The organism is Bacillus sp. FAU20, assembly GCF_056033865.1.
The window spans coordinates 89,028-111,783 of sequence record NZ_JBVYHY010000013.1 but is presented as its reverse complement, the minus strand read 5'-3'; the positions used below and the strand labels follow the sequence as shown (position 1 = coordinate 111,783).

At 32.6% G+C, this 22,756-nt stretch carries 17 protein-coding genes and 4 pseudogenes; 6 read left to right on the top strand and 15 right to left on the bottom strand.

Annotated features, from left to right (window positions below):
- Positions 1-495: 495 nt before the first annotated feature.
- Genes AC0OM3_RS11770 through AC0OM3_RS11755 form a run of 4 tightly spaced genes read right to left on the bottom strand, consistent with a single transcriptional unit; the run spans position 496 to position 3,173 of the window.
- Positions 496-1,230, bottom strand: coding sequence for a Bax inhibitor-1/YccA family protein (locus tag AC0OM3_RS11770; protein WP_474211935.1), 735 nt, complete (start codon positions 1,228-1,230; stop codon positions 496-498).
- Between the two features lie 40 nt (positions 1,231-1,270).
- The gene (locus AC0OM3_RS11765) at positions 1,271-2,101 is read right to left on the bottom strand and encodes an ABC transporter permease (RefSeq protein WP_474211934.1); all 831 of its coding nucleotides are present in this window, start codon (positions 2,099-2,101) and stop codon (positions 1,271-1,273) included.
- A complete protein-coding gene (locus AC0OM3_RS11760) occupies positions 2,098-2,796 on the bottom strand; it encodes an ABC transporter ATP-binding protein (protein WP_474211932.1) in 699 nt (232 codons plus the stop codon). Before AC0OM3_RS11760 ends, AC0OM3_RS11765 begins: the two co-directional genes overlap by 4 nt.
- The gene (locus tag AC0OM3_RS11755; RefSeq protein WP_474211931.1) at positions 2,793-3,173 is read right to left on the bottom strand and encodes a GntR family transcriptional regulator; all 381 of its coding nucleotides are present in this window, start codon (positions 3,171-3,173) and stop codon (positions 2,793-2,795) included. The genes AC0OM3_RS11760 and AC0OM3_RS11755 overlap by 4 nt, the downstream gene beginning before the upstream one ends.
- Before the next feature lie 151 nt (positions 3,174-3,324).
- Here AC0OM3_RS11755 and AC0OM3_RS11750 point away from each other — a divergent pair.
- Both AC0OM3_RS11750 and AC0OM3_RS11745 read left to right on the top strand, forming a co-directional pair.
- Positions 3,325-3,669, top strand: a pseudogene (locus AC0OM3_RS11750) (helix-turn-helix domain-containing protein); the annotation flags it as partial.
- A gap of 372 nt (positions 3,670-4,041) precedes the next feature.
- Positions 4,042-4,344: pseudogene (locus tag AC0OM3_RS11745) on the top strand (IS3 family transposase); the annotation flags it as partial.
- Positions 4,345-4,586: 242 nt separating this feature from the next.
- Here AC0OM3_RS11745 and AC0OM3_RS11740 read toward each other — a convergent pair.
- Together AC0OM3_RS11740 and AC0OM3_RS11735 are read right to left on the bottom strand one after the other, a co-directional pair.
- Positions 4,587-5,802 (bottom strand): annotated as a pseudogene (locus AC0OM3_RS11740) (MFS transporter).
- A 56-nt stretch (positions 5,803-5,858) separates the two neighbouring features.
- Positions 5,859-6,335, bottom strand: a complete 477-nt coding sequence (locus tag AC0OM3_RS11735; RefSeq protein ID WP_135277341.1) for a MarR family transcriptional regulator — start codon at positions 6,333-6,335, stop codon at positions 5,859-5,861.
- A gap of 293 nt (positions 6,336-6,628) precedes the next feature.
- Between AC0OM3_RS11735 and AC0OM3_RS11730 the strand changes: the two genes are divergently transcribed.
- Positions 6,629-7,099 carry a MarR family transcriptional regulator gene (locus AC0OM3_RS11730; RefSeq protein WP_474211928.1) on the top strand — a complete coding sequence of 157 codons (471 nt, stop codon included), beginning with the start codon at positions 6,629-6,631 and terminating at the stop codon, positions 7,097-7,099.
- Between the two features lie 122 nt (positions 7,100-7,221).
- Here AC0OM3_RS11730 and AC0OM3_RS11725 read toward each other — a convergent pair whose 3' ends face one another.
- From AC0OM3_RS11725 to AC0OM3_RS11715, 3 genes and pseudogenes are all read right to left on the bottom strand, one after another.
- Positions 7,222-8,442: a cytochrome P450, cyclodipeptide synthase-associated gene (locus AC0OM3_RS11725; RefSeq protein ID WP_474211926.1), complete on the bottom strand. Its 1,221-nt coding sequence runs from the start codon at positions 8,440-8,442 to the stop codon at positions 7,222-7,224.
- Positions 8,443-8,477: 35 nt separating this feature from the next.
- A complete protein-coding gene (locus AC0OM3_RS11720) occupies positions 8,478-9,197 on the bottom strand; it encodes a tRNA-dependent cyclodipeptide synthase (protein ID WP_474211924.1) in 720 nt (239 codons plus the stop codon).
- 487 nt (positions 9,198-9,684) lie between these two features.
- A pseudogene (locus tag AC0OM3_RS11715) lies at positions 9,685-11,080 on the bottom strand (IS4 family transposase).
- A 124-nt stretch (positions 11,081-11,204) separates the two neighbouring features.
- On the opposite strand from AC0OM3_RS11715, the gene AC0OM3_RS11710 reads away from it, so the two are divergent.
- The 3 genes from AC0OM3_RS11710 (at position 11,205) to AC0OM3_RS11700 (ending at position 14,805) form a co-directional block, all read left to right on the top strand.
- On the top strand, positions 11,205-11,567 hold the full coding sequence (locus tag AC0OM3_RS11710; RefSeq protein ID WP_081306186.1) for a MerR family transcriptional regulator: 363 nt from the start codon (positions 11,205-11,207) through the stop codon (positions 11,565-11,567).
- 5 nt (positions 11,568-11,572) lie between these two features.
- Complete coding sequence (locus AC0OM3_RS11705) at positions 11,573-12,481, top strand: DUF2268 domain-containing putative Zn-dependent protease (protein ID WP_087964045.1); 909 nt, start codon at positions 11,573-11,575, stop codon at positions 12,479-12,481.
- A 722-nt stretch (positions 12,482-13,203) separates the two neighbouring features.
- Positions 13,204-14,805: an S-layer homology domain-containing protein gene (locus AC0OM3_RS11700; protein ID WP_474211922.1), complete on the top strand. Its 1,602-nt coding sequence runs from the start codon at positions 13,204-13,206 to the stop codon at positions 14,803-14,805.
- Positions 14,806-14,817: 12 nt separating this feature from the next.
- On the opposite strand, the gene AC0OM3_RS11695 is transcribed toward AC0OM3_RS11700, so the two are convergent.
- The 6 genes from AC0OM3_RS11695 to AC0OM3_RS11670 form a co-directional block, all read right to left on the bottom strand.
- Positions 14,818-15,081, bottom strand: a complete 264-nt coding sequence (locus tag AC0OM3_RS11695) for a hypothetical protein (protein WP_474211920.1) — start codon at positions 15,079-15,081, stop codon at positions 14,818-14,820.
- Positions 15,082-15,713: 632 nt separating this feature from the next.
- A complete protein-coding gene (locus tag AC0OM3_RS11690) occupies positions 15,714-17,636 on the bottom strand; it encodes a M56 family metallopeptidase (RefSeq protein WP_474211918.1) in 1,923 nt (640 codons plus the stop codon).
- Entirely contained in the window at positions 17,636-18,037 is a 402-nt protein-coding gene (locus tag AC0OM3_RS11685; protein WP_416098804.1) for a BlaI/MecI/CopY family transcriptional regulator, read from the bottom strand. The genes AC0OM3_RS11690 and AC0OM3_RS11685 overlap by 1 nt, the downstream gene beginning before the upstream one ends.
- 387 nt (positions 18,038-18,424) lie before the next feature.
- Entirely contained in the window at positions 18,425-20,215 is a 1,791-nt protein-coding gene (locus AC0OM3_RS11680) for a response regulator (protein WP_474211917.1), read from the bottom strand.
- Positions 20,216-20,219: 4 nt separating this feature from the next.
- The gene (locus AC0OM3_RS11675) at positions 20,220-20,810 is read right to left on the bottom strand and encodes a sensor domain-containing protein (protein WP_474211958.1); all 591 of its coding nucleotides are present in this window, start codon (positions 20,808-20,810) and stop codon (positions 20,220-20,222) included.
- Positions 20,811-21,263: 453 nt separating this feature from the next.
- The gene (locus AC0OM3_RS11670) at positions 21,264-22,421 is read right to left on the bottom strand and encodes a serine hydrolase domain-containing protein (protein ID WP_474211916.1); all 1,158 of its coding nucleotides are present in this window, start codon (positions 22,419-22,421) and stop codon (positions 21,264-21,266) included.
- Positions 22,422-22,756 lie beyond the last annotated feature (335 nt).

The window sequence follows — 22,756 nt, the reverse complement described above, 5'->3', positions numbered from 1 at the left end:
CCCAGTACAAAGGTATCTATTAATACCAACAATTTGAGCCAGTTAAATCTCCATCCCCTTCTATAACAAAATTATTCAAAGGTATGAAAGTATATTATGTACCCTTAGTTATTGTTAGGATTAACACAACATGAGACATAGCCCCAACCCATATTTTACTTTATTTATCCATGATATGTATTGAGAAAGAATGTAAATTCGAATCCTTTCCGTACCCCAACTATTGATCGTTTTTCTCACCTATTATAATTAGTTATTTAGAATTTCATAATAAAAAACTGTAAAAAAATAACGAGTTCCTTAACGAATAGGAAATGGTTGAAAAATATGTCTAAACGTACAATTATCTTTTTTTGATATGGTGACCCCATCGCCATCAAGCTAAGGTTTTGAAGTACGCACTAAATGAAATTTTTCTTTCTCTACATAACGTGACCTAATTGATACTACGAAATACAAAAACATCCTGCATGTTTGAACCATGCAGGATGTTTTCTAGTCTTTGTTTTTCATAATGTAAGAAACCAGACGAAGGATCTCTAGGTATAACCATACTAATGTCATCATAAGTCCTACTGCGCTGTACCATTCCATATACTTTGGTGCTCCACTATGAGTACCATGTTCAATCGAATCAAAATCTAGTAATAAATCTAGTGCAGCAACAACAATTACAATTGCACTTATGATAATACTAATTGTCCCACCTTGATGAATATATGGAACAGTCACCCCTAAGATGCTCAATAAGAAAACAATAAAATACATAATAAAAATTCCAAGTGTTGCAACCGTTACAACCGCACGAAACTTTTTAGTTACTTTTACTATTCGAGTTGCGTATAACAGTAACATGGAAAATAAAATCGAAATTGTTAGTAATACGGCAGTTAAAGCGATAGAATCACCAAAGCGCATTGTATAATATGATGAAATACTTCCTAATAAAACCCCTTGTAATATTGCGTAAATCGGTGCGCAAATTGGGGATATGCGCGGAACGAATATAACCACAAAAGCGACAATTAGAGTAACTATTATAATTCCAATTAACACGGGTATTTTCATTGTCTCTTGTGTCATCTGTACGTATGAATAGACAGACGCTGCAAGAAGTAAGATAAGCAAAATGAATGTTTTTCCTATCGTTCCACCTATTGTCATCGTAGAAGCGCTTGTCTTCTCTTTATGGAATTTGTCTTTTTTTAACATTGGATTAGATGTTCTCATGCTTTCCTCCCAAAATATCTTTTACTTATAAAGTGATTTTTTATATCTCTAATTTCTTATTGATAATGCGACCTGTAATCGCTACGAGTACAATTATTAACAAGCAAGTAAAACATAGACCCAAAATAGTGAAATCTTCAATAGGGTAAAATGATGTATCAAAAAAATCATTCTTATCCATGAACCCAGAACTTTTAATAGTAACTGCATATTTCTCTAATTTATTTAACACATCCATTACTATTGTTTGTATTGTTGAAAAGATAGCAACGAAAATGATGAATAAAATTATTTTACTCATCCATGACTTCACTGGAAACAGCCTTATAATGGCTATGATAAAATAACAAGAAATAAGGATACTCATGAAATCGATTCCCCATAAAAGAAAGGCAAATATGTGTTGGAAGATTCCATAACTATACAACTTGTGATATTCTTGTCGAAATTCTCCGGTTAATTCCTCACCATAAAGACTCGGATTATAACCAATTACTTTTCCATCATAAAGACTTTGTGAAAAATAATATGAAAAAATTAAGCCTATACCTAATAAAATAATAAACATTAATGTAAAAAATAATAAATTCGTATATATATATATTCTGGTTTGGATGGCTGTATAACGAATCATAGAATTTTTTAATATTTTATTGAAAGAAGGTAGCGCTATTAGAAGAAGTAAAAATGCAGCTATACCAATTATTATTAGGTATATGAGTAATACTAAATCCATTATAAACGGAGGTAGTACTCTTGAGAGACCTATCGTACTAAATAAAAGAAGTAAAGAAATAATAATAAAACCAGAATAAAAGACTGCTATTTTTTTTCTATTGCATTTATATAAATAGAGAAAAAGTGGATTCATTGCTTAAACACCTCCCTAAACAACTCATGTACTGCTTTCCCGTGATGAAAACGAATTTCCTCTACGTTTTCATGTAATATAATAGTTCCGTCTTTTAAAAAGATTACTTCATCAAATATATTTTCGATTTCTTCTATTAAATGAGTTGAAATGAGAATGGTACAATCTTCTCGGTAAAATTTAAGAATTAAATCTAGTACATGTTTTCTAGAAACAAGATCAATTCCACCCAATGGCTCATCTAATATATATAACTTTGCTTTCCTGGAGAAAGTTAAGATAAGTTGTAATTTTTCCACTCCACCTTTTGATACAGCAACTATATGCTCTTCTAATGGCATTTTAAACTCAGCTATTAAGTCCATTGCTTGATGAAAATCAAAATCACTATAAAAATCCCGATAGAAAACTACAGCATCTTTTATCGTCATCCACTCGTCAAAAACAGGACTATCAGGCATAAATGAAACAGTTTTCTTTGTTTCTATTCCTACCTTCTGACCTTCAATTGTGATAGTTCCTTTAGAAGGATAACGCAAACCAGCAATCATTTTTAATAATGTCGTTTTTCCGCTACCATTATCACCAACAAGACCAATAATTTTCCCTTTAGAAATTGTTGCACTTAAATCTTGAAGCACTGTTTTTAAGTTATATCGTTTCCACAGATTTTCAATTTTTAATAACTCTGTCATTCGTTTTCCTTCCTTTTCTTTTCTAATGAAGAATGGATGATTGGAAGAATTTCTTCTTTCGTAAATCCTAAATTGTCCATTCCATTTATAAAATTATCAATCAACTCTGTTGCCATTTCTTTGCGTAGTTCAGTAATCTTTTCTCTTTCACTCGTTACAAATCTCCCTGTTCCTCTTCGTGTCACAGCAATCCCCTCTCGTTCTAGCTCTTGAAATGTACGTTGAATCGTATTTGGATTCACTTGTAATTCACTGGCTAGTTCACGTACAGCTGGGATTTTATCACCCGGTGCTAAACGACCTGTTACAATTTCCTTTTTTATGTATTCCATTACCTGAATATAAATCGGGATATTAGGAGAAAACTCGTTTTCCATTTCTCCCCCTCCTCAGTATTAGTGTACTAGATGAATAATACACTAATACTGATTGTGTGTAAATGGTAATTTTTCCAAACTATACATAATAAATATATGATATATACATATATAAAATATTAGTAAACAATAGTTATGGAGGTGTCCTTTCATGACACAAGATTTATTGTTCATTACAAAACCTACTGTAACGACAAAAGAGGCAGCCAACTTATTAGGAGTAACGGTACAAACAATTTTAAAGAAAGAAAAAGATGGATTAATAGAATGTGTATATAAAGATAACTGGAAGCAATTCGGTAGTAAGATTTTCTATTTAGAGGATATTGAACGTTTAAAAAATATCGAAGAGATTGAGGGTTATAGTACAAAAAAAGCAGCTGAGATTCTTAATGTAGCACCATCTACTGTGTTTACATATATCAAATCTGGAAAACTACCTGCTTCAAAGATTGAAAAACGCGAAAAAGAAGTATATATCATTGATAAAGATGACCTTGAAACTTTTCAACTTACTTATGAAAAAACTACATCAAAAGAGCGAAAAACATTCATTGCTAAGATTCAAGACAAAGATATATATTTATATCAATTATTAACACATCAACATACCGGAAAAATAGCGAGAGTAATAGAAATCAATGGAGCAGACGGCAAGATTCTTACAGAAGACGAAGAAATTTCCCCTCTATCCACGTATAAAGAACATGATTACTCCTTTGAACCTTTCCGTAAGCAAGCTGTGATTACAAAACGGGGGTATTTATCTTTTTCATTTAAAAAACCTCAGCTATTTAATTCCATTATTTATAATCTAATAAATTTATTTTATAAAGAGCTAGGTGTCACAAATATGCGATTGACTGAAGGTGCTTATATTCATTCAGATCAAGGATCCCACTACACAAGCCCTACCTATCAAAAGCTAGTTAAAAAGCTAAACCTTGGACAATCCATGTCAAGAAGAGGAAACTGTTGGGATAACGCCCCACAAGAATCATTTTTTGGTCATCTGAAAGATGAAGCTCATATAAAACCTTGCGTGTCCTTTAATGAATTGAAACAAGAGATTAAGAAATATATGACGTATTATAATCATTATAGATATCAATGGAATTTAAAAAAGATGACTCCTGTTGGATACAGAAATCATCTTCTTGATGTTGCCTAACTTTTTTCAAAATGTCCTTTACAAAGGGTACAGATTAAACCTTTCTACACTTTTTTTTATTACTTAACCAAATCTAATTTCTCTTATTGAAATTTCTAATTACCTTATTCTAAATTTTAAAAATAATATATACATATTTTGTTATGAACAAGATTATCATTTAATTTACCATAATATTATTATGAATAATATTTTAATTATACATTCTATATACTATTAATTCTTTTTAATAAATCATTTTCTTATTTTAGATTTTCTTGTTTTGGCACGATTTTAATAGATCTCTTACTAATCCGTATAAGCATGCCAAAAGAGAGAAAAATAAAAAATACGCCAAATAGAGCAAATACAACTGTAGGCTTAAAATGTGCTAATAATAATCCCGAAACAATTGGTCCGACAGCCATTCCCATATATCTAATAAAGTTAAACATTCCCATTGCACTTCCCCTATTATGTTCAAATTCATTTGCAATCATAGTAGCAAATAAAGGAGTGAGGATACCAATTGATATTCCGTGGAGAATTAAAGAAACTGTTACACCAATTAAAGTATTCGAGTGTGTCACAGCAAATAATATTACGCTTAAAGCTAAGACTACATTTCCAGTTATAAAAAGATTTTTTTGTGAAATTTTTGATTGAATTTTTTTAAAGGTCATACTGCCAATTATTAAACTTATAGCCATTGGTAAGTAAAGTAAACCCACTACCTGTAAACTTAATTGATAATGATCTGTTAATAAAATTGGTAAGTAAACAATGAAGGAGAAATAAAGAAAAAATGCAAAGAAACTTAATATTAATATGGAGCTTCCCACTTTGCTTTTAAATATAGAAGCATAGTGAGATATAAGTGTTTTTCCACTCATTTCTTTTTTACTCCCCATACGATCTTCAGGGAAATATAACCAATTAGTAATGAATAGAATTATAGATACTACTACAAGTAGCCAGAAAACACCTGGGTAATTATATTTTTTCCCCAATAAAACCTCCTAACACAGGTGCAACAGCAGGGGCAATGGATAACATGGTTTGATATGTACCCATTGCACTTCCTCGTTGTTCTCCTTGAAATACAGTACCAATTGTAGTTGCCGCAATAAGTGGTATTGCAGCTGTCCCTACAGCCTGTAAAATCCTACATATTAAAAACACTGTAAAGTTACTTGTAATTGCACAACCAATACTTGCTATAATTGTTAAAATAATACTCGGAATAAGAATGGTCCTAGCACCTTTAAAATCAATTATAGAACCAAAAACAATTTGCATAATTGCCGTAATAAAAATAAATATGGAAACCGAAAGGTTAACCATTGTTACAGATACTTGGAATGAATCCCGGATTATGGGGATTATTGGAGAATATATATTTTGGTTTAAAGAAGCGAAAAAAGCACTAATACACAACAAATATAAAAGAAAAGAAGCACTTGATTTAACACGGTTCATGCTATCCCTCCTAAAGATTATTCATAATTAGCTAATTTATTTAAGTTATAATAACTTTATTTTCCCAACATTTTATCGTTTATATTTTGTAAAAACTTCAATATTGCACTTTGTTCAATTTCAGAAAATGAATCAACGAACTGATAAAATTCATTTTCTTTCTGGTCATGAATTTTCTGATGTAATTCACAAAGTGATTGTCCTGCCGGAGTAAGTTGATAATATACCTCCTTTTTATTATCAATTGACTGAAAACGGGTGATTAAATTTTCTTTTATTAATTTGGTATTAATTTTTGTGATATTCGCTTTAGATAAATTCATTTTCCTTGCAATTGTAATATTATTTATTGGTTGATTCTCACCAATACAGGCAATTACGTGTATACTTGTCATATTTGTCGGTACATGTTCTATTTCATCCATTTTTGCTTGCTTAAAAAAAGTCTCAATATCCTTATCTGCCTTTTGTTCATTGAGGTGTAACAAATGTAGATAATTATCGTAAATTTTCTGTTTTATGCCCTTATTCATTTAAATGCTTCTACCCTTCTTTATCTATTTTTTTCTTTTTGTTTACCGGTAAACTATTTTGATTTTATATCTTCACTTATCAATTGTCAATTGATAAGTTGGAATTTAACTAATTATGTAAGCACCTTTAATGTATACATTTTTCATAATTTAACCTAATAAAGCCCTATTATATTAAAGAGTTAGTTTCAATACATAAAAGTCCTTTTTTAAATTGTTGACCTAATTATTGTTTACTGGTAAACTTTATATTGTTAACTGGTAAACAATAATATTAGATAGGAGAAATTATTATGACAAATTTGGTCCATAAACAAACCTTAAAAGCTATTGAAGACTTTGTCATAACAAGAGAAAAGAAAAAATATGCATCTCAAGAGATGATTAAAGAATTAGTTAGTGAATATGAAAATATAAATAAAAATTGGACTCTAACGCAACTACATATTGTTTCGGTGATTCATGAGAGTAAACAACAAATAAATAACACTCTATTATCTATGGAACTTAATATTTCTAAAGCAACCATCTCCAAAGCTATTCGCGTTCTTATTGATAATAGAATTTTATTGACGCATCAAAATACAGATAATAAGAAGGAAATCTTTTATACTTTAACTGATAAGGGAATACAGTTAGCCATTGTTCATAAAAAGTTGCACAAAATTGCACATAAGCGTTACAGTGAGTTATTCCAACAATTTGATGATTCCGAGTTACAAGTTGTAACTAAATTTTTAGAAGCATGGAAACAATGTATTTAATTTTTTGTTATATTAGCTTAGAAGGTATAAATGTTAACCTTTTCATAAAAATAAAAAACTAAGGGGTTGTAACCCCTTAGCAAAATTGAATTATATTAGTAATTAAAATCGCAATCTTATTTTTAAACTAACTTATCAAAAAGAATAGGCATAGAAATAGGTCCACGTGTATAAAGTCCTTTTTCAATATATTGAAAATCTTCCGCTAATTTAATGTTTTTCATATTATCTAAGACTACATTTACAACTATTTCAATTTCTGATTTTGCAAACGCTGCTCCTACGCAATTATGAATACCTGATCCGAATGCAAGATGTCTTGCAGCACCACTAAATGCCTTTTTAATATCAAGATCAGGACGATAAATGTTGAATTCATCAGGTCTTTCAAATGCGTTGGGATCACGGTTCGCTGCACCAATCATACAAAATACTGTAGTTCCTTTGGATAATTGAATACCATTTATTTCTGTATCTTTTGACAATTGACGAGGAATCAATTGCACTGGTGGATTGTAACGTAAAGTTTCTGCAATAGCTAATGGTACTAATGAGCGATCATTTAATACATCTTGCAGTTGTTTCGGTTGGTTAATTAAATTATAGATTAATAAAGCAAGTGTTTTATCACCAGGTTCTGTTGCAGCTAATAATATATTTAATATCAATGCTAGAATATCAGTATCAGTCATAGCTATTCCTTCATATTTAGCACTGCATAATTTAGAAATTAAATCTTCCTGTGGGTTTAATCGTCGCTCTTTAATAATTGGTTCTAAATAATTAGCCAACTGTTCACTGCACCAAAGAGAATGTTTTTTGGCCTCTGGTGGTTGATTTATACTGGTAATAAACTCAGCTACACCACTATGCCATTCTCCTATCTTCTTATGATCTTTCTTATCTAATCCAATCATATCCATTGTTACATAAACAGCAAATGTTCTGCCAAAATCATTAATTAAATCTATCTTTCCATTTGGAAGGTGTGGAGATAGTAAATCTTCTGCATTCTTTTTAATTAAAGGCATTAATTTTTGTAAAGCATCTCCCATAAAACTCCTTAAAACAATTTTTCTTTTCGCAACATGCTCTTTTCCACGCATTTGTGCTAATACTGGTCCACGCATTACTGGCTCAGCACGTTCAGCTAATGATTTTGTTGTAAATGTTTCAGTATCATTCAATATATTACGGACATCTTGATATCTGCTAATAAAATAACTATCAATCTCTGATTCATAATGTACTGGGTCATTCTGACGTAGGTATGAAAAATATTTATATGGATCTTCTTGAAATTCCTCTGTTAATATATTTACCGTTTGCATAGTATTTGACATATTACTTCCCCCTTGTATTGGTTACTTATCATTTGCTAAGATAAATCTTCTATTTCTTGTACCATTAAATAACCTTGATTTGGTTTCATCTTGATAGAAAAATCATTTCTAACTATCTGTTCACCAAGTTCCCATGGTTTATGATAAATAAGTACAGTTTCTTGAGTTCCTAAAATTTCAGCTCCGCCAATGAAAAATGGAAGCTCTGCAATTACATATTCTACTGCAATATTTAGCATGTCATTTGATATGTGATTAATATCTATATTGGTACCTCTTGCCCTACCTAAAATGGCTGCATGTGACATTTCTAAGCAAGCATTTCGAAAGTGAGTTTCGTTTGAAAAAATATTTTCCGCTTCAGCTCTCATGCAATTATATGCATTGTTATCATTAAAATCAGAAAAAGTATGGATAGCATTTACATTACCACCATGCTCTTTAAGTGCCTTTTCAGCTGATCTTCTATTTCGAGATACTTCTTTTCTAACTTTTCTTTCCGCTTTACCTTTTGGTGTTCCTAAAGCCTCAAGTAAATTTGCAGCTTCTTTTCCAGCTAATAAAACACTAACATCATCAAAAGTATGTAATGCCCATTCAATGAGTCTATTAATATATTCATCAGAAAATCTACTATTAAACGGACTAATACCTATTATTGCATGCTTACTACGTTTTAATATTTCAGCACAATTAGTAGATAAGGGGTGAGAACTAAACTTTCGTACATTTCTTACCGCTATAGCATTTGTCATACAATCATCCCTTTAAATAATTTTATCAATATAAACCGTTTTATTGATTTTAAATAACCAACAATATTTCAAACTATATGCAAAGGAGATAGAATATCTTGATGTTAAAAATAATGAATAAAATGATACTAAACAAAAACCCTATATAATGTTCACCGGTGAACAAAACCAATTCTATATTGGCACTGTTGTTTTGTCAATACGTATTATTCAGAAAAAATAAACAAAACAAAAAAATAAAATAAAATTCTGTTCACATTTGTTTACAAAACAGAGTTTTATTTCACAACTTACAGTAAGTCATAATAAAAAAGTACAAACCTTTAATTAAGAACTTGTACTTTTAGGGGTAGCGCCACATCTCTATCAAGCTAAGTTTATGTAAAATCAATTTTAGATGAGATTGTTTCTTTTTTCTATAGGGCAAATGTAGGTGATTGAAAGATTTGCATACGAAATAAACCCTAACGGGTTTCACTTTTTTGAATTAAGCGGCTTGATTATCAGACAGGGTACAATTGTAAACGACACCTAATATGTCAAAGATTGTTTTCTTTTCATACCTATGAGATTTTCGCCCGTTTTGCTGTAGGAGGTTGAACAGGCGAATGAGAATCTTTGATAGCTCTTGGGTGTCTTTCTGTATAGCTTGGAAAAAAAGAAGAAAGTAATCTTTAATCATATATATGGCCTTATATTCACTCAGTTCTCGTTTCTTTTTCATAAGAAGTAATTGCCGCATTTGAAACATGGTAGAAGAACAGAGTAGAATGGCAATCAATTGCCCATACAAATGGCATTCCAATCGTTCTCGTTTTATCTTTTTACAATGATGAATACGAAAGAATGATTTCCACGTTTTAAATAAAATCTCGATTTGCCAACGTAAAGAATACCAATCATGTACTTGTCCCATTGGGACAATATCTATAGGAGTATTTGTCATATATACATTGATACCGCTAAGTCGTTTACTACGAGCAGAATACTTTGTTCCCTTCTTTTTTTCTCTTATAGCCTGATCTTGTAATCGTTTTTGTTGCTGTTCTTCTGTAAGTCGATGAACAATGACACGAGCGGACACTTTATCAATCATTCCTACATAAGCATCAGATATTTCGTATGTTTGCCCTGGTTGAAGAGAATTCATTAATACCTCCAAATCTATCTGTTTATATTCTGTTTTCTTCTTTAGTTTTCCGTTTTGATAATAATCAGGATTAGGATTTTTTTTATAAATACGTGTATTTGATTTAATACGAGAGATATAGTAAGCCTTTTTATCTTGTATATGTTGAAGATCTTTCAGATGAAAATAGCCTAAATCCCGAATACACAAATCATTTTCTTTCACGGTTGGAACACACAGAGAACCATAGGTTCGATCATGTTGTTTTCCTGGACCTGTATGAATATGTAAAAACTGTCCACTTAATAGATCATACTCCAATTGGATTTTTAATCCTGCTGTATGGCTACATCCTCCAGCACCTGGATAAGCGCTTGAAAAGGAATCAGGTAGTTGAAATGCTGTTGAATCTAAAATACGAATACGCTTAAAAATAGAAGTATATGTAGAGGAAATCGGCATAGATGAAACCAATTTTTTGTTTAAAAGTTCGGCTAATATGTGTTGTAAAAATTGAACAGCTGCTTGATTAAACCGTTGATGATTCTAAACGGCTAGATAACTGAGTTAAAGAAGTCGTAGCGACATTTTGGCTCATCCATACACATAAAGCGACTAAATCTTTTGCTTGGTACTTACTCATTCGTTGGACAAAACCAACATCTCTAGCAAGATTCTGTAAGGCATTTGGAGATAAAAACCTTTGAATCTCTTGAGCAAATAATTGTAATTCATCAGGTATAGAAATAGACATATGAAAACGCCATCCTTTCCTATGATTCTACAAAAAGAATAACGTATTTTTTTCATATTGAGGGTATTTCTTTTTAGTTGACAGTAACGTAGCGTAATACTTTAAGCTTGTAATATGGAGGTGAATTACGCTGTTTACAACGGGGGAAGTTTACAAAGTAACAGGGCTTACTGAACGTTCTATACGATACTATTCTAATTTAGATTTATTAAATGCAAAAAGGAATGACAACGGTCAGTTGGTTTTATTCAAGTCAGACTTAGAAAAAATTGTGCAAATCCTTGCTGCAAAAATAACAGGTTATAAACTTAAAGCTTTAATAGACCGACAACCTTCATTAACCTTTATTAAAAATGATATGACTCAAATGATTGCAGACCTAGAAAATATATTATTACATTTGGAATTAACTGACTCCGAAGAAGATCTTATGAAAAATATAAAGTTACTTCAAAATTACAATACTAGATATTTGCGAAAGAGGTGATTGAAATGAGTATGGACTATAAATTAATTAACACATACGAACAATACAAGGAATTACTTGCAATTACGGATTTAGAAGAGAGAAAAAACTTTTTTCGTTATACTATGATGGCGCCATTAACGGACATGTGGAATTTAATAAATGTTCCTATAAAAGCAAAACAAGAAAATGGTTATGACGTATTAATAGCTACGAAAATGTTAGGTTATGCAGACATTTCTAACGATGAACAAATTCAACAGGGTCTCTCCATCTTAAAAGATAATAATGCCTATGTGGTAGCAGAGAATACTATCAAAACTTGTATAGAAAATGCTAACAAAGCAGGTTTGAAAGTGAATGCAAATGAAATAAAATTTGGATTGTATGTTGCAGACCCATGTAAATTGAAACTCCAGCAGGGATATACGGGATTTGGAGGTATTCCAGGGTATATTACTGTGAATATATATCCAAATGATTACAATTTACCTAAAATTCCTGCTGTTATTGCCCATGAGTTCCATCACAATATTCGATTTTCCTATTTTGATTGGGATCATGGAAATGTAACAGTGGGAGATTACCTTGTCATAGAAGGCCTAGCGGATTCCTTTGCAAAAGAACTGTATGGAACAGAGCACCTGGGACCTTGGGTGACTAGTATGGAAAAAGACGATTTAGAGTATTCGATCTATGTTATTGGAGAAGCGTTAAACATAAAAGGATTTGCAGAAGTAAGTAGCTATATGTTTGGTGATGAGATTGCTAAACAAGAGGGATATCAACCTGTAGGTCTTTCTTTTTGTGCAGGTTATGCAGTAGGTTATGAGGTTGTTCAATCTTTCATGAAAAAGCATAATAAAACCATATTTGAAACAACGTTAATTTCTAGTGATGAGATCATTAATGGGTCTGGCTTATTTTCTTCTTGATGGAACGAGGCTGTTCAATAAGAAGTGAAAAAAGTTCGCCATTTAATACAATAAGAGCATGTTTTTAATAAACATTTTAAAAAACATGCTCTTTCAGTTTATTAATATTTTTGAATCTTGGAGTAGCACGCCATGCCCATCAAGCTGAAATTCTGAGACATCTCCATAACGAGAATTTTACCTTTTTACAATTATTTATGAGAATTCGACTCATTTTTTTCGTTTTGGGGGACAATTAATTTCTTAAGTTGATGGTGATGTGGTGCTACCCCTAATAGATAAAATTCCATGCTTCTTTGTAGGAAACCTATAGGACTTAAATGCTTTTGAATATTAAATACAAATTTATACATGAAAAAACACGATCTATTTTTATGTTTTTATAGAAAGAATAGATCGTGTTTTTTCATTTTAGGGGGGATTTTATTTTGTTAGCTTGATAGCGTTGTGATTATACCTTTTTTAGAGTCATACTATCAGTATATCCAAGGTTAGGAGATTACTTGCAAGAGTCTTGGAAGTATTGCAACTGTGCTGTGTTATAATTCTAAAGTACTAACATTTCATGTAGGATTTATAGATGTCGGTTTGACATATGAAATGTAAAATCAATCTGTTATTTTGAGGGTTCAGGCTACCATTATTTAAACTAACATTCACACTAAAAGAAGTACAAGGAGGAAGGTATATCTATTAAAATAGTGAGGTATACCAAATTAGAAATGAACATTAAATTTAATAAAAAAGTAGTAGCATTCACGGCAGGATTAACGGTATTATCTTCACCATTGGTATCGTTTGCAGAGGAACAACAATTAGTAAACAATAAGCAACCTACAAACGTTCAGGAACAAAGTAAAACAACATCAGATGAACAGGCTTTAAAAAGTATTGAAGCTAGTTTTAAAGAGGTAGACGGACGTGGTGGAGGTACTGTCGACAATAAGAAAGTAGATAGTCTTCAACGTTCAGAAGGTATTCATGAAGAAACAGGTACACTAACTGTTCCTAACAATTCAAACAGAACAAAACGTAGTCTGTCTCCCATATCACCTAGCACCTCTAGTACAATAAATGGTGTTCTATTCACTGAATGGATTGTTCCAGCAGGTAACGATAATATTCGTCCTCAAAACTATATGAACCCAAAGTACATTACAATTCATGAGACTGATAATACAAGTGTAGGAGCAGGTGCTAGAAACCACGCCCAATACCTATATAACCAAGCAGTAGGCAACACAGACCGAGCTGCATCGTGGCATTTTACAGTAGACGATAAAGAGATTTATCAACACCTACCATTAAACGAGAACGGATGGCACGCAGGAGACGGTGATGGTCCAGGTAATAGAGAATCTATTGCAATTGAAATCGCAGTTAACAGTGACGGTAACTATAGTAAAGCGGTAGATAATGCTAAGAAACTTGTAGCTTATTTAATGAAAGAAACTGGTGTACCGTTAAATAACATTGTAAAACACCAAAGATGGAGTGGTAAAATCTGTCCTGCTAATATGATTAATAATGGACAATGGGATGCATTCGTAAATGGTGTTGGTGGGTATTATAATAATCTTTATCAACCAAAAGATGACATTACTGGAGGTTGGTATGAAGAAGCTATACGAGAGTTAAATAGAAGGGGTATTATGATAGGGGAAGGAAACGGAGTTTTCGCACCTAATAGAGCGATAACAAGAGCTGAATTTGCTCAATTAATCTCTAAATCTCTAAACCTGCCAGCTGGAGATGCTTCATTTAAAGACCTAAACGATGCAAACTCAACTTTACGAGATGGTATTAAACGTGCTGCAAGTGCAGGTATTATTCTAGGTAGAGGTGATGGTTATTTTGACCCAAACACACCTATTACAAGAGAAGAATCAGCAATTATTGTAAACAAGGCTTTACAGTATAAAGGTATATGGGGACCGGTTGTAAACCTACCATTCTCAGACAAAGACCAAATTAGCTATAAAGAAGACGTACAAAGATTGTATGGCCTAGGTATTGTAAGAGGTAAGGGTGACAATCAATACGACCCTAAAGGAACAACAACTCGTGGTGAAACAGCAACATTCATTCTAAATATGCTACAAGTAATTGAAAATAGTAGTGTTGAAAAGTTAATTGGAACGGCTCAAATTAATGGTATTGGGGTAAATGTTCGAAGCGGATCAGGGACAAACTATTCTATTGTTAGAAAGACAAGTAAAGGCGATAAAGTTACAGTATATGAAGAAAAGAATGGTTGGCTAAGAATTGGAACAGATCAGTGGATTTATTATGACTCTAGTTATATCGACTATAACAGATTATAAAAGACTAAATAGTTAAAAGAACAGGTCATATTTGTATATATAACTTACTCTCAGGTTGTGAAGAAGACTTTCTCCACAACCTGTTTTTGTGTCTGGTCCCCTCTTTATTACTCCCTTTACGTATAATTCCGCTTTTTTCCGAGCCTCTTCTTTACTGACCGTTATCTGTTTAGAAGCTTCTTCTGCTTTAGAAATAATAGGGTTATTTAGTAATACCCCAGTTGAAAGTACACAACTCGCAAGAAATCTATCCAAAATATACAATACCTTCTCCATTTAGCTGATTAAGTCTACACAAGATTAAATGTAGACTATTGTTTGGGAAAATTATTTTTTATAACATATTATGATACGTGAAATCTAATTTTCTTTATTAAAATCGCCTCCATAGATTTTACACCTATGAGAATTGCCTAAGGATATGTCGACTCTGCACCATACATGGGAATCATAATGAACAAAAAAATGACGATTATAACAAGAATTTTTTTAAACCTTTGCTGAAAGGAAATACAATATTCTTCCATTCTACACGCCCTTTTTGTTGGATTAGAATAAAGTTTTATCAGAACTCATTTAGAAATCTTTAATTAAAGACATAAAGTATTGCGTCTTTTTTATAAACGTCGCAACTTTATTCAAAACTTGTACAAAGACATGAAAATGGATACTTTTTAGACAAGAAAGTAGATACTTCTATTTCTATCATTGTTTTAGGACAAGAAGGTGAGTACTTTTTTATAAAGGAGTTGCTTCAGTTATATATAACTACGTGTATCATTATCATGATTTTCAATATCTGTATTACTAATCTAATATGTATAAGAAAAGAGGATATATGCTCGTATATTGAACATAATACCCTCTTCTTTGTTTATCTATTTAAACGGAATTATGAGACTCTATTTTTATTTTAGAAAGGACAGCATAACTTTCTCTGTTTCTTCTTTACTTAAATCACCTGCAATAATAAAGACTTGAAAAGCGCTATTCTTTCCTTTTGCAGGAACAATCATTTGCATTACTTTATAGGTTTCCTCTGTATCAAGACTTTCAACTAAGGTTATTTTTGTACCTTCTAATTCATAATTTGTTACCTTTTCATTATAATCCGCTTTTTTATTCGAGAATTCTATTCCCTCAGCAGTAACTGCAGATTGGTGCACAATATATACATTATCTTTACTTTCATTTTGATATTCATAAATAAAATCGGGATTCATTTTTCCAGTAGTCATCGGTGTATTAACACCTTCTCCAGTTAATTTAAACCCTTTTACCACATAACTTGGGGTGTTAATTGGAAAATCAACATATTTCTGTGCTTCCTTTTTAGTTAATCTAAAATGCGAATGAATTTTCTCTCTAAATGGTCCAATTTCTTCACTGTTTTTCTCATATTTTTTTTCCTCTTCTGGGTCTAACTTTTCAGGACTTCCTACTTGCCTTACTTTTTTATCTAAAATATGTGCTTCTGTTTCCAATGTAATGAATCGATCAAATTCTTCTTTCGTAAACAGATTCCTCGCCACTCCAATCTCTGTAAGTAAAGTATTATAGTCTCCTTCGGAAACAAAAAATTCTGCTTCTGCTTGTTCTTTTGTACCAATCATTTTTTCTACAATTTGCTGTATAGGAATATCGGTTTGTGTTTTTAATTCTTTCATATTATTTTTCACTTCTATTTGTTGTTTTTCAGGGTTAGTCGGCTTATCAGCACGGGCGTTTAATAAGGATACAGATGAAACTGCAATAACTGCCACAGCCCCTATCGCAGACCAACGATATGATTTTTTTTGGAATTTTTTAATCATTAAAATTCTCCTTTTTAACGCTCTCTTGTTTTTACTAAAATTTGCTATACTTGGTACTTGATAATAACTTGAGTAGTGCTCCAATAGACTAATAATAGTATGTCCATACGCGATTTGTTCCTCTGCATCTATACATGTAAGAGCTAATGCATCGCATGCTAGTTCTTGATCTTCCCGCATACATGAGTAGGCATACCATAGAATGGGATTAAACCAATTTAAAATTAGTAAGCTATGCATAAGCCAGTTCACACCGACATCTCTTCGCTTGATGTGAGCTAATTCATGATAAAAAATATATCGTAACTGTTGCTCATCTAATATTTTTATATGTACAGTTGACAATAACAACTTGGGACGAATAAATCCAAACACTGTTGGACTGGAAACCTTTCCAGATACAAATAGAGGGATATTCCGTTGAATAAACATAGATTGCTTACACTTTTCAAAAATCTGGACAATCTTCTCGTCTGTAATAACAGGTTGTTTTTTTATGTAAAGTAATAAACGCCTGTTCATTATAAAAGTAGCAACACTTAGAAGGATAACGCCAGTAAGCCAAATATACATACAGATTGTATAGAATGGAATCGTCTCATCATCCTGCTTTTCATTCATGCCTGTTTGTGTCTTGTTTGCCTGACCAGTTTTTGTTGAATTTGAGGTATAAGTATCTTCTTTTGTGAGAACCTTTGTATCGTCTACATCTTTTAATTCTTGCATACGTTCTTTTGTAAGAAAATTAGCTACAGGATTTTGACTAGAAATAAATGCATCATCATTCTTGTAAGTAAGAACAGAATAGATACTATAGGGGCTATCTGGCGACCAAGGTAATACAAGTCTTATAATTAATATGATCCATAGCATATACTGCCAGCGTGGAGTTAACTTATTCCTAAACAAGACCTTAATACACAAGATTAGTACCACTAATATACTAGCCATAATGGAAGTCTCAATTATCCAATCAAAAAAAGCAGGTAGATAGATATTTATAAATTTTTCTATCACTATAATCTATCCTTCCTCTGATTTTCCTCAGTTTTCTCATCCAGAATACGTTTAAGTTCGTTAATATCTTCTGAAGACAGCTTTTCTTCTTTTAAGAAATTTACAAGTAAAGGTTTAAATGCTGCACCATAGAAACGTTTAAGTAAAGATTTCGTTTCTACTTGTAAATAACTATCTTGAGATACCAAAGGATAATAAGAGTATAAACGCCCTTTATCTTGATGGTAAGCCACTGCTTCTTTGTGAACTAATCGATTAATCAGCGTTCGAATCGTTTTGGGTTTCCAATCCATTTTCACCTCTAACGCTTCAATCACCTCATTCGCTGTTTGTGGAGATTTTGACCATAATATTTTCATTACTTCTAATTCGGCTTCCGAAATTTTAGGTAATTCTTTCATTGTTTAAAATTACACCTCCCTGTATTACACTTGTAATCCACAACTGAATATTACACTTGTAATCTCGCGTTGTCAATCGTATTTAATGTTTGTAAAATCCTTTCCTATGCCCATTAACATAAATTTAGACTATCATGTTCCCCTAATGAGGCAAGAAAGCAGATCTTTCATAAATATTTTTTGTTACTAATATGGGGTAGCACCAACCAAACGCGAATTTCGTACGTTAAGCAAAAATTCATAAAGAAAAAGCCGATTTCCTGTACGCTAAGGACTCGACTTTTTTAGATTGATCTATTCAGCTAAAACTCCTGATAATACAATAAGATTCATCATAATTTAAATATAGAATGGTTCATGTACCCTAGCAGTTAACTACATTCCCTCTTACAAAAGTATTCCTGTTTCTTTTGCCTTTTGCACGGCTTCTTCTCTATTTTTGACTCCTAGCTTCTCATAGAGATTCGAAGCGTAATTTCTTACTGTTCCGTTTGACAAGTAAAGTGTCGAAGCTATTGTTTTATAACGGCTGCCTTTTGATAATAGTTTCAAAATCTCTAGTTCGCGTTTCGTTAAGCCATACTCTTCTCCAATTGATTTCGATCCAAAAGGTTCTGTTTCTTTATTTTCTTCCCACATTCTATGGAACAAATCATGATTGATCAGCGTACCTCCCCGATAAATCAGACGAATTGATTCCGCTAGTTCACGCGAATCAATGGATTTCAACAAATATCCATCCGCACCATTTCGTATGATTTCTTTTACCTTTTCTGTATCCTGAAATGTTGACAGAATGAGTACACGAATGTCCGGCCATTTTTCCTTAATCATTTTTGTAGCATTAATTCCATTCAGATTGGGCATCTCTAAATCCATTAATACTACATCTGGTTTCAACTTTTTACACAATTCTAAAGCCCGGTCTCCATCTTCAGCCATTCCCACTACTTGTAAATCCTCCTGACCATCCAAAATTGTATGAAGACTTTCTCGAATAAAAGAATGATCATCGACAATACACAAGCGAATTTGTTCATTAGACAGTTGTACTTGTTTCGGTAATACACATGAAATTAACGTCCCTTCCCCTTTTTTGGAATAAACAATGACTCTTCCTTGCACCTGACTCACACGCTCTTTCATTGCAGTTAATCCAAAACCATCCTTCCACTCTTCCGCCCCGCATCCATTATCCTGTACATCCAATCTTATCTGTTGTGGTTCAAAGTGAAGTGACACAGTGATTTCTGTGGAATGCCCATGGCGAACGGCATTTGTTAGTGATTCCTGCAAGCTTCGATATAGTGTCATTTTTGATTGTTTGGAGACCATATACTCTTCCCCTATTATTCGAGTACGTACATTGACCTTTGCATGTTTCTTAAATTCCTCTGTCAATTGTTGTAATGTGATAGGTAAGGGAAGCGACTCTTGTGATAAATCCATTTGATGCAAATACAGTCTTACTTCTTCCATACTGTTACGGGCCAATTGTAATAATGAATCGAGCTGTTGCTCTCCTTCTTTAGTCTTTAATTCCGTACGTAATGTTTCCATACCCATAATAATTGAAGTATAGGAATGTCCCATTGTATCGTGTAAGTCTTTTGAGAGCCTATCACGTTCCTCCAGTAATGTAATCCGCTCAACTTGGGATACGTATTGTTCTAATACACGTTTTTGGTTCCGAATGGTTTCACTTTGACGGTAATTAATAGCCAGTAAACGAAAGAAAGAACCCATAGCAAATGCTAAACTGAGTTGTAGAATGATTACCCATAACTCTGTTACTTCGGAAAATATCGTTATAAGCGACGGGAACAAAATAATTGTGAAAGGGCCCGACCAGCGGTAAGATTTTTGCGCGCTATTTACCGCAATCATAAAAGTTGGCATTAAAAAAGCAAGATACGCTGACGGAAATAATAAAGTTAAATAGAAACACACTCCGCCAAATAATAATATTTCAGTAAACAAATAATAGCGATAACTAAACATTAAACAAATCCAAGGTACTGAAAATGAAACGACTTCCCAAACAATTATAATCCAAAGTGGTACTGTCAAATGATCTTGTTGTTGGATAGTCGTAAATATCAATGATAGCCAAACGATAAAACGTATACAAAGTAAGGCCCAATCATACCAAAACCATAGTTTCAAAGTCTTAAACAAATTATCACTCCTTTATAGCTTTAAACATGGAACACGTGTACATTCCAATCATTCGAACTAACCAGTTTCCAATAAGATTATGTATCCAGATGAGAATGAAACCAGCAATCATGACAAAAATTGCTGTCTCCCATGAATTCACAGCAATGCCCAATAAGTATATATTAAAATATCGAAAAAGTAAGGGGGTAACGATACATACTAGTGGCAGTACATACAGTAAAACAGCACACATAAGACTCATTATTCCGACAAAAAATTTCTGCATGAGCCAAAAAATAGCCCTCCAGTTGCTATTATTAAGGATTGTATCTCTCGCTTTAATCCATTTATCTCCCTCCTCTATTTTTCTTGGTTCGAATAATTCTATTGATATATCTGTATAAATCTTCGTCTGAATACGCTCATACTGAACAAACGTGTGAGTTGTTTGTAGCACCCAAACCAACAAGGGAATACCCAAAAAGATAATCGTCATTACTAATGCAAATGTAATGATGACCAGATAGAAAAAAAAGTAAAAGAATCCGGATACAAAGGTAAATAACAAGAAATAGAAATCTTGCAAAGTTTTTTGAGCTGATGCTTTCGTCATCAAAATCTTTCCTCCTCGTTCATTGCTAATGCGTTAAAAGTCACTTTTTAATTCTAAGTATTTCTCTGTCACATGCGTTAGTGTCAAAATGTCATGGTTTGTATGTCATAACTATCAATACATGCTTATCCACTCAATTTTTATTATTTTTTATAAATATGACAGAAGTTCACTATCGACTATGACTCGCCTTTTGTTACACTCTGTCTATACGCTAACCAACCGCTAACTCGTTGTGTTTCCGATCTTATCTTTTTTCTTTGCAGATTTTTTGATACAAAGAAGGAATCCTTAAAATAAGGATTCCTGAAAGAAACGAAGTGTCATAATCAATTCCTTAATTTCGGGCATTATACTTATAAATTCCTTGCCCCCTCATTTTATCTACCAAATAATACGTAATATTAGATTTTAAGAGATTCAATTTTTTTGTATTTCCAAATAAACCTTTCCCTACTTGCTAAATTCAGCAAGTAAAATATTTTTAAAAGGATCAGAATTACTATAACTAGTTTTATGGCCATTCAAATTGATGGCCAATATATGCTTACCTCCAAGTGTGCCTCCAGCAAAAGTAGAAAAGCCTGGAACACCACCTGAGTGTCCCCATATCGAGGTACCATTTTGAAGTTTATTTTCATAGATTCCAAGACCATATCCATCGATTCCTTCTATTCCTGTAGGAACTGTAGTGAGCATTTGTTTTAGTTGCTGTTCCTTCAGTAATTTGCCCCTAAGCAAGTAAGAGAAAAATTTATTTAAATCTTCGGCAGTAGAAATCATATCTCCATCCGAGCTACCTGGGTTAGAATAAGTAACGTCTTTTAGCTCACTTTCTCCGTCATATCTTTCATATCCACGGGCATGCTTGGTGCCTGGAATAACCGTTGAATTACCCGGTAGAAATGTGTTCGACAATTCAAGTGGTTCAATAATTCGATTTTCAACTTCTTCCGCATAACTGTTTCCAGTTACTTTTTCAATAAGGATCCCCAGTACTACGTATCCCGTGTTTGAATAAGACCAGCCCTTTCCTGGAGCAAAGTCTGGAGGAAGAGAAATCCCCATCTTTACGAATTCTTCAGCTGTATACGCTTTTTTTGTATCTTTCATATCAAAGTCTTTTGATTTTATGTAGTCAGCAATACCACTTGTATGATTCAATATCTGCCGGATCGTAATCTGATTACTATCATATCCGTTTCCTTGAATAACACCAGGCAACCATTTTTCAATAGAGTCGTCTAAATTCAAGCGGTTTTCTCCAGCTAATTGAAGTAACACTGTTGCAATGAACGTTTTCGTCACACTACCAATGCGAAAGCGAAAATCTGCTTTCATTGGTTTCTTGGTTCGCAGATCTGCTATCCCAGCGGTATAACTCCAAGTTTTACCCCCCTTAGAAATTTGAGCGAGTATTCCAGGATATCCAAGTTGCAGTGCATCCCGCATTGCTTTCTTAACGGAAGTACGATCGCTTTGGGTACTTGTTTGTGACGAACTAGATACATTTTGCGTGGGTTCTGCTTCTACAATTGAGGCTGGTGTTATGTATATTCCAGCTATTAAAAGTGATAGACTTGCACATGTAATTTTACTGCGTGTTTTCATAAAGCATCCCTCTCCTCTATTTAAATTGTATAGTTAGTTGCTTGCTGTTTTGCATTAACCACACAGCTATTATCTCCACCAATGACAAAAAGTCAGAATTGAATTCGTCATCATATTCATAAATTTTTTTACAAACTCCATTCTGCCCTAAATAAGTCCCTCTTTTTCCACATGTATGTTAACCGTTAACCTTAGAAATTATTTTTATTCTCGAAATACTCTTGTTACTAATTAGTTTTTCATAAATAGGTCATACCTGTTTCCACTTTCATGCCTCTTTATATTTTCAACATACACAATGAAGCCCTTCCCTCCTTATTTATTATTTGTGGATA

What these genes read in the sequence shown, in the direction of transcription:
- AC0OM3_RS11770 (WP_474211935.1), bottom strand. Translation starts at nt 1,230, where the DNA reads ATGAGAACATCTAATCCAATGTTAAAAAAAGACAAATTCCATAAAGAG.
- AC0OM3_RS11765 (WP_474211934.1), bottom strand. Translation starts at nt 2,101, where the DNA reads ATGAATCCACTTTTTCTCTATTTATATAAATGCAATAGAAAAAAAATA.
- AC0OM3_RS11760 (WP_474211932.1), bottom strand. Translation starts at nt 2,796, where the DNA reads ATGACAGAGTTATTAAAAATTGAAAATCTGTGGAAACGATATAACTTA.
- AC0OM3_RS11755 (WP_474211931.1), bottom strand. Translation starts at nt 3,173, where the DNA reads ATGGAAAACGAGTTTTCTCCTAATATCCCGATTTATATTCAGGTAATG.
- AC0OM3_RS11735 (WP_135277341.1), bottom strand. Translation starts at nt 6,335, where the DNA reads ATGAATAAGGGCATAAAACAGAAAATTTACGATAATTATCTACATTTG.
- AC0OM3_RS11730 (WP_474211928.1), top strand. Translation starts at nt 6,629, where the DNA reads ATGACAAATTTGGTCCATAAACAAACCTTAAAAGCTATTGAAGACTTT.
- AC0OM3_RS11725 (WP_474211926.1), bottom strand. Translation starts at nt 8,442, where the DNA reads ATGTCAAATACTATGCAAACGGTAAATATATTAACAGAGGAATTTCAA.
- AC0OM3_RS11720 (WP_474211924.1), bottom strand. Translation starts at nt 9,197, where the DNA reads ATGACAAATGCTATAGCGGTAAGAAATGTACGAAAGTTTAGTTCTCAC.
- AC0OM3_RS11705 (WP_087964045.1), top strand. Translation starts at nt 11,573, where the DNA reads ATGAGTATGGACTATAAATTAATTAACACATACGAACAATACAAGGAA.
- AC0OM3_RS11700 (WP_474211922.1), top strand. Translation starts at nt 13,204, where the DNA reads ATGAACATTAAATTTAATAAAAAAGTAGTAGCATTCACGGCAGGATTA.
- AC0OM3_RS11695 (WP_474211920.1), bottom strand. Translation starts at nt 15,081, where the DNA reads ATGGAGAAGGTATTGTATATTTTGGATAGATTTCTTGCGAGTTGTGTA.
- AC0OM3_RS11685 (WP_416098804.1), bottom strand. Translation starts at nt 18,037, where the DNA reads ATGAAAGAATTACCTAAAATTTCGGAAGCCGAATTAGAAGTAATGAAA.
- AC0OM3_RS11675 (WP_474211958.1), bottom strand. Translation starts at nt 20,810, where the DNA reads ATGACGAAAGCATCAGCTCAAAAAACTTTGCAAGATTTCTATTTCTTG.
- AC0OM3_RS11670 (WP_474211916.1), bottom strand. Translation starts at nt 22,421, where the DNA reads ATGAAAACACGCAGTAAAATTACATGTGCAAGTCTATCACTTTTAATA.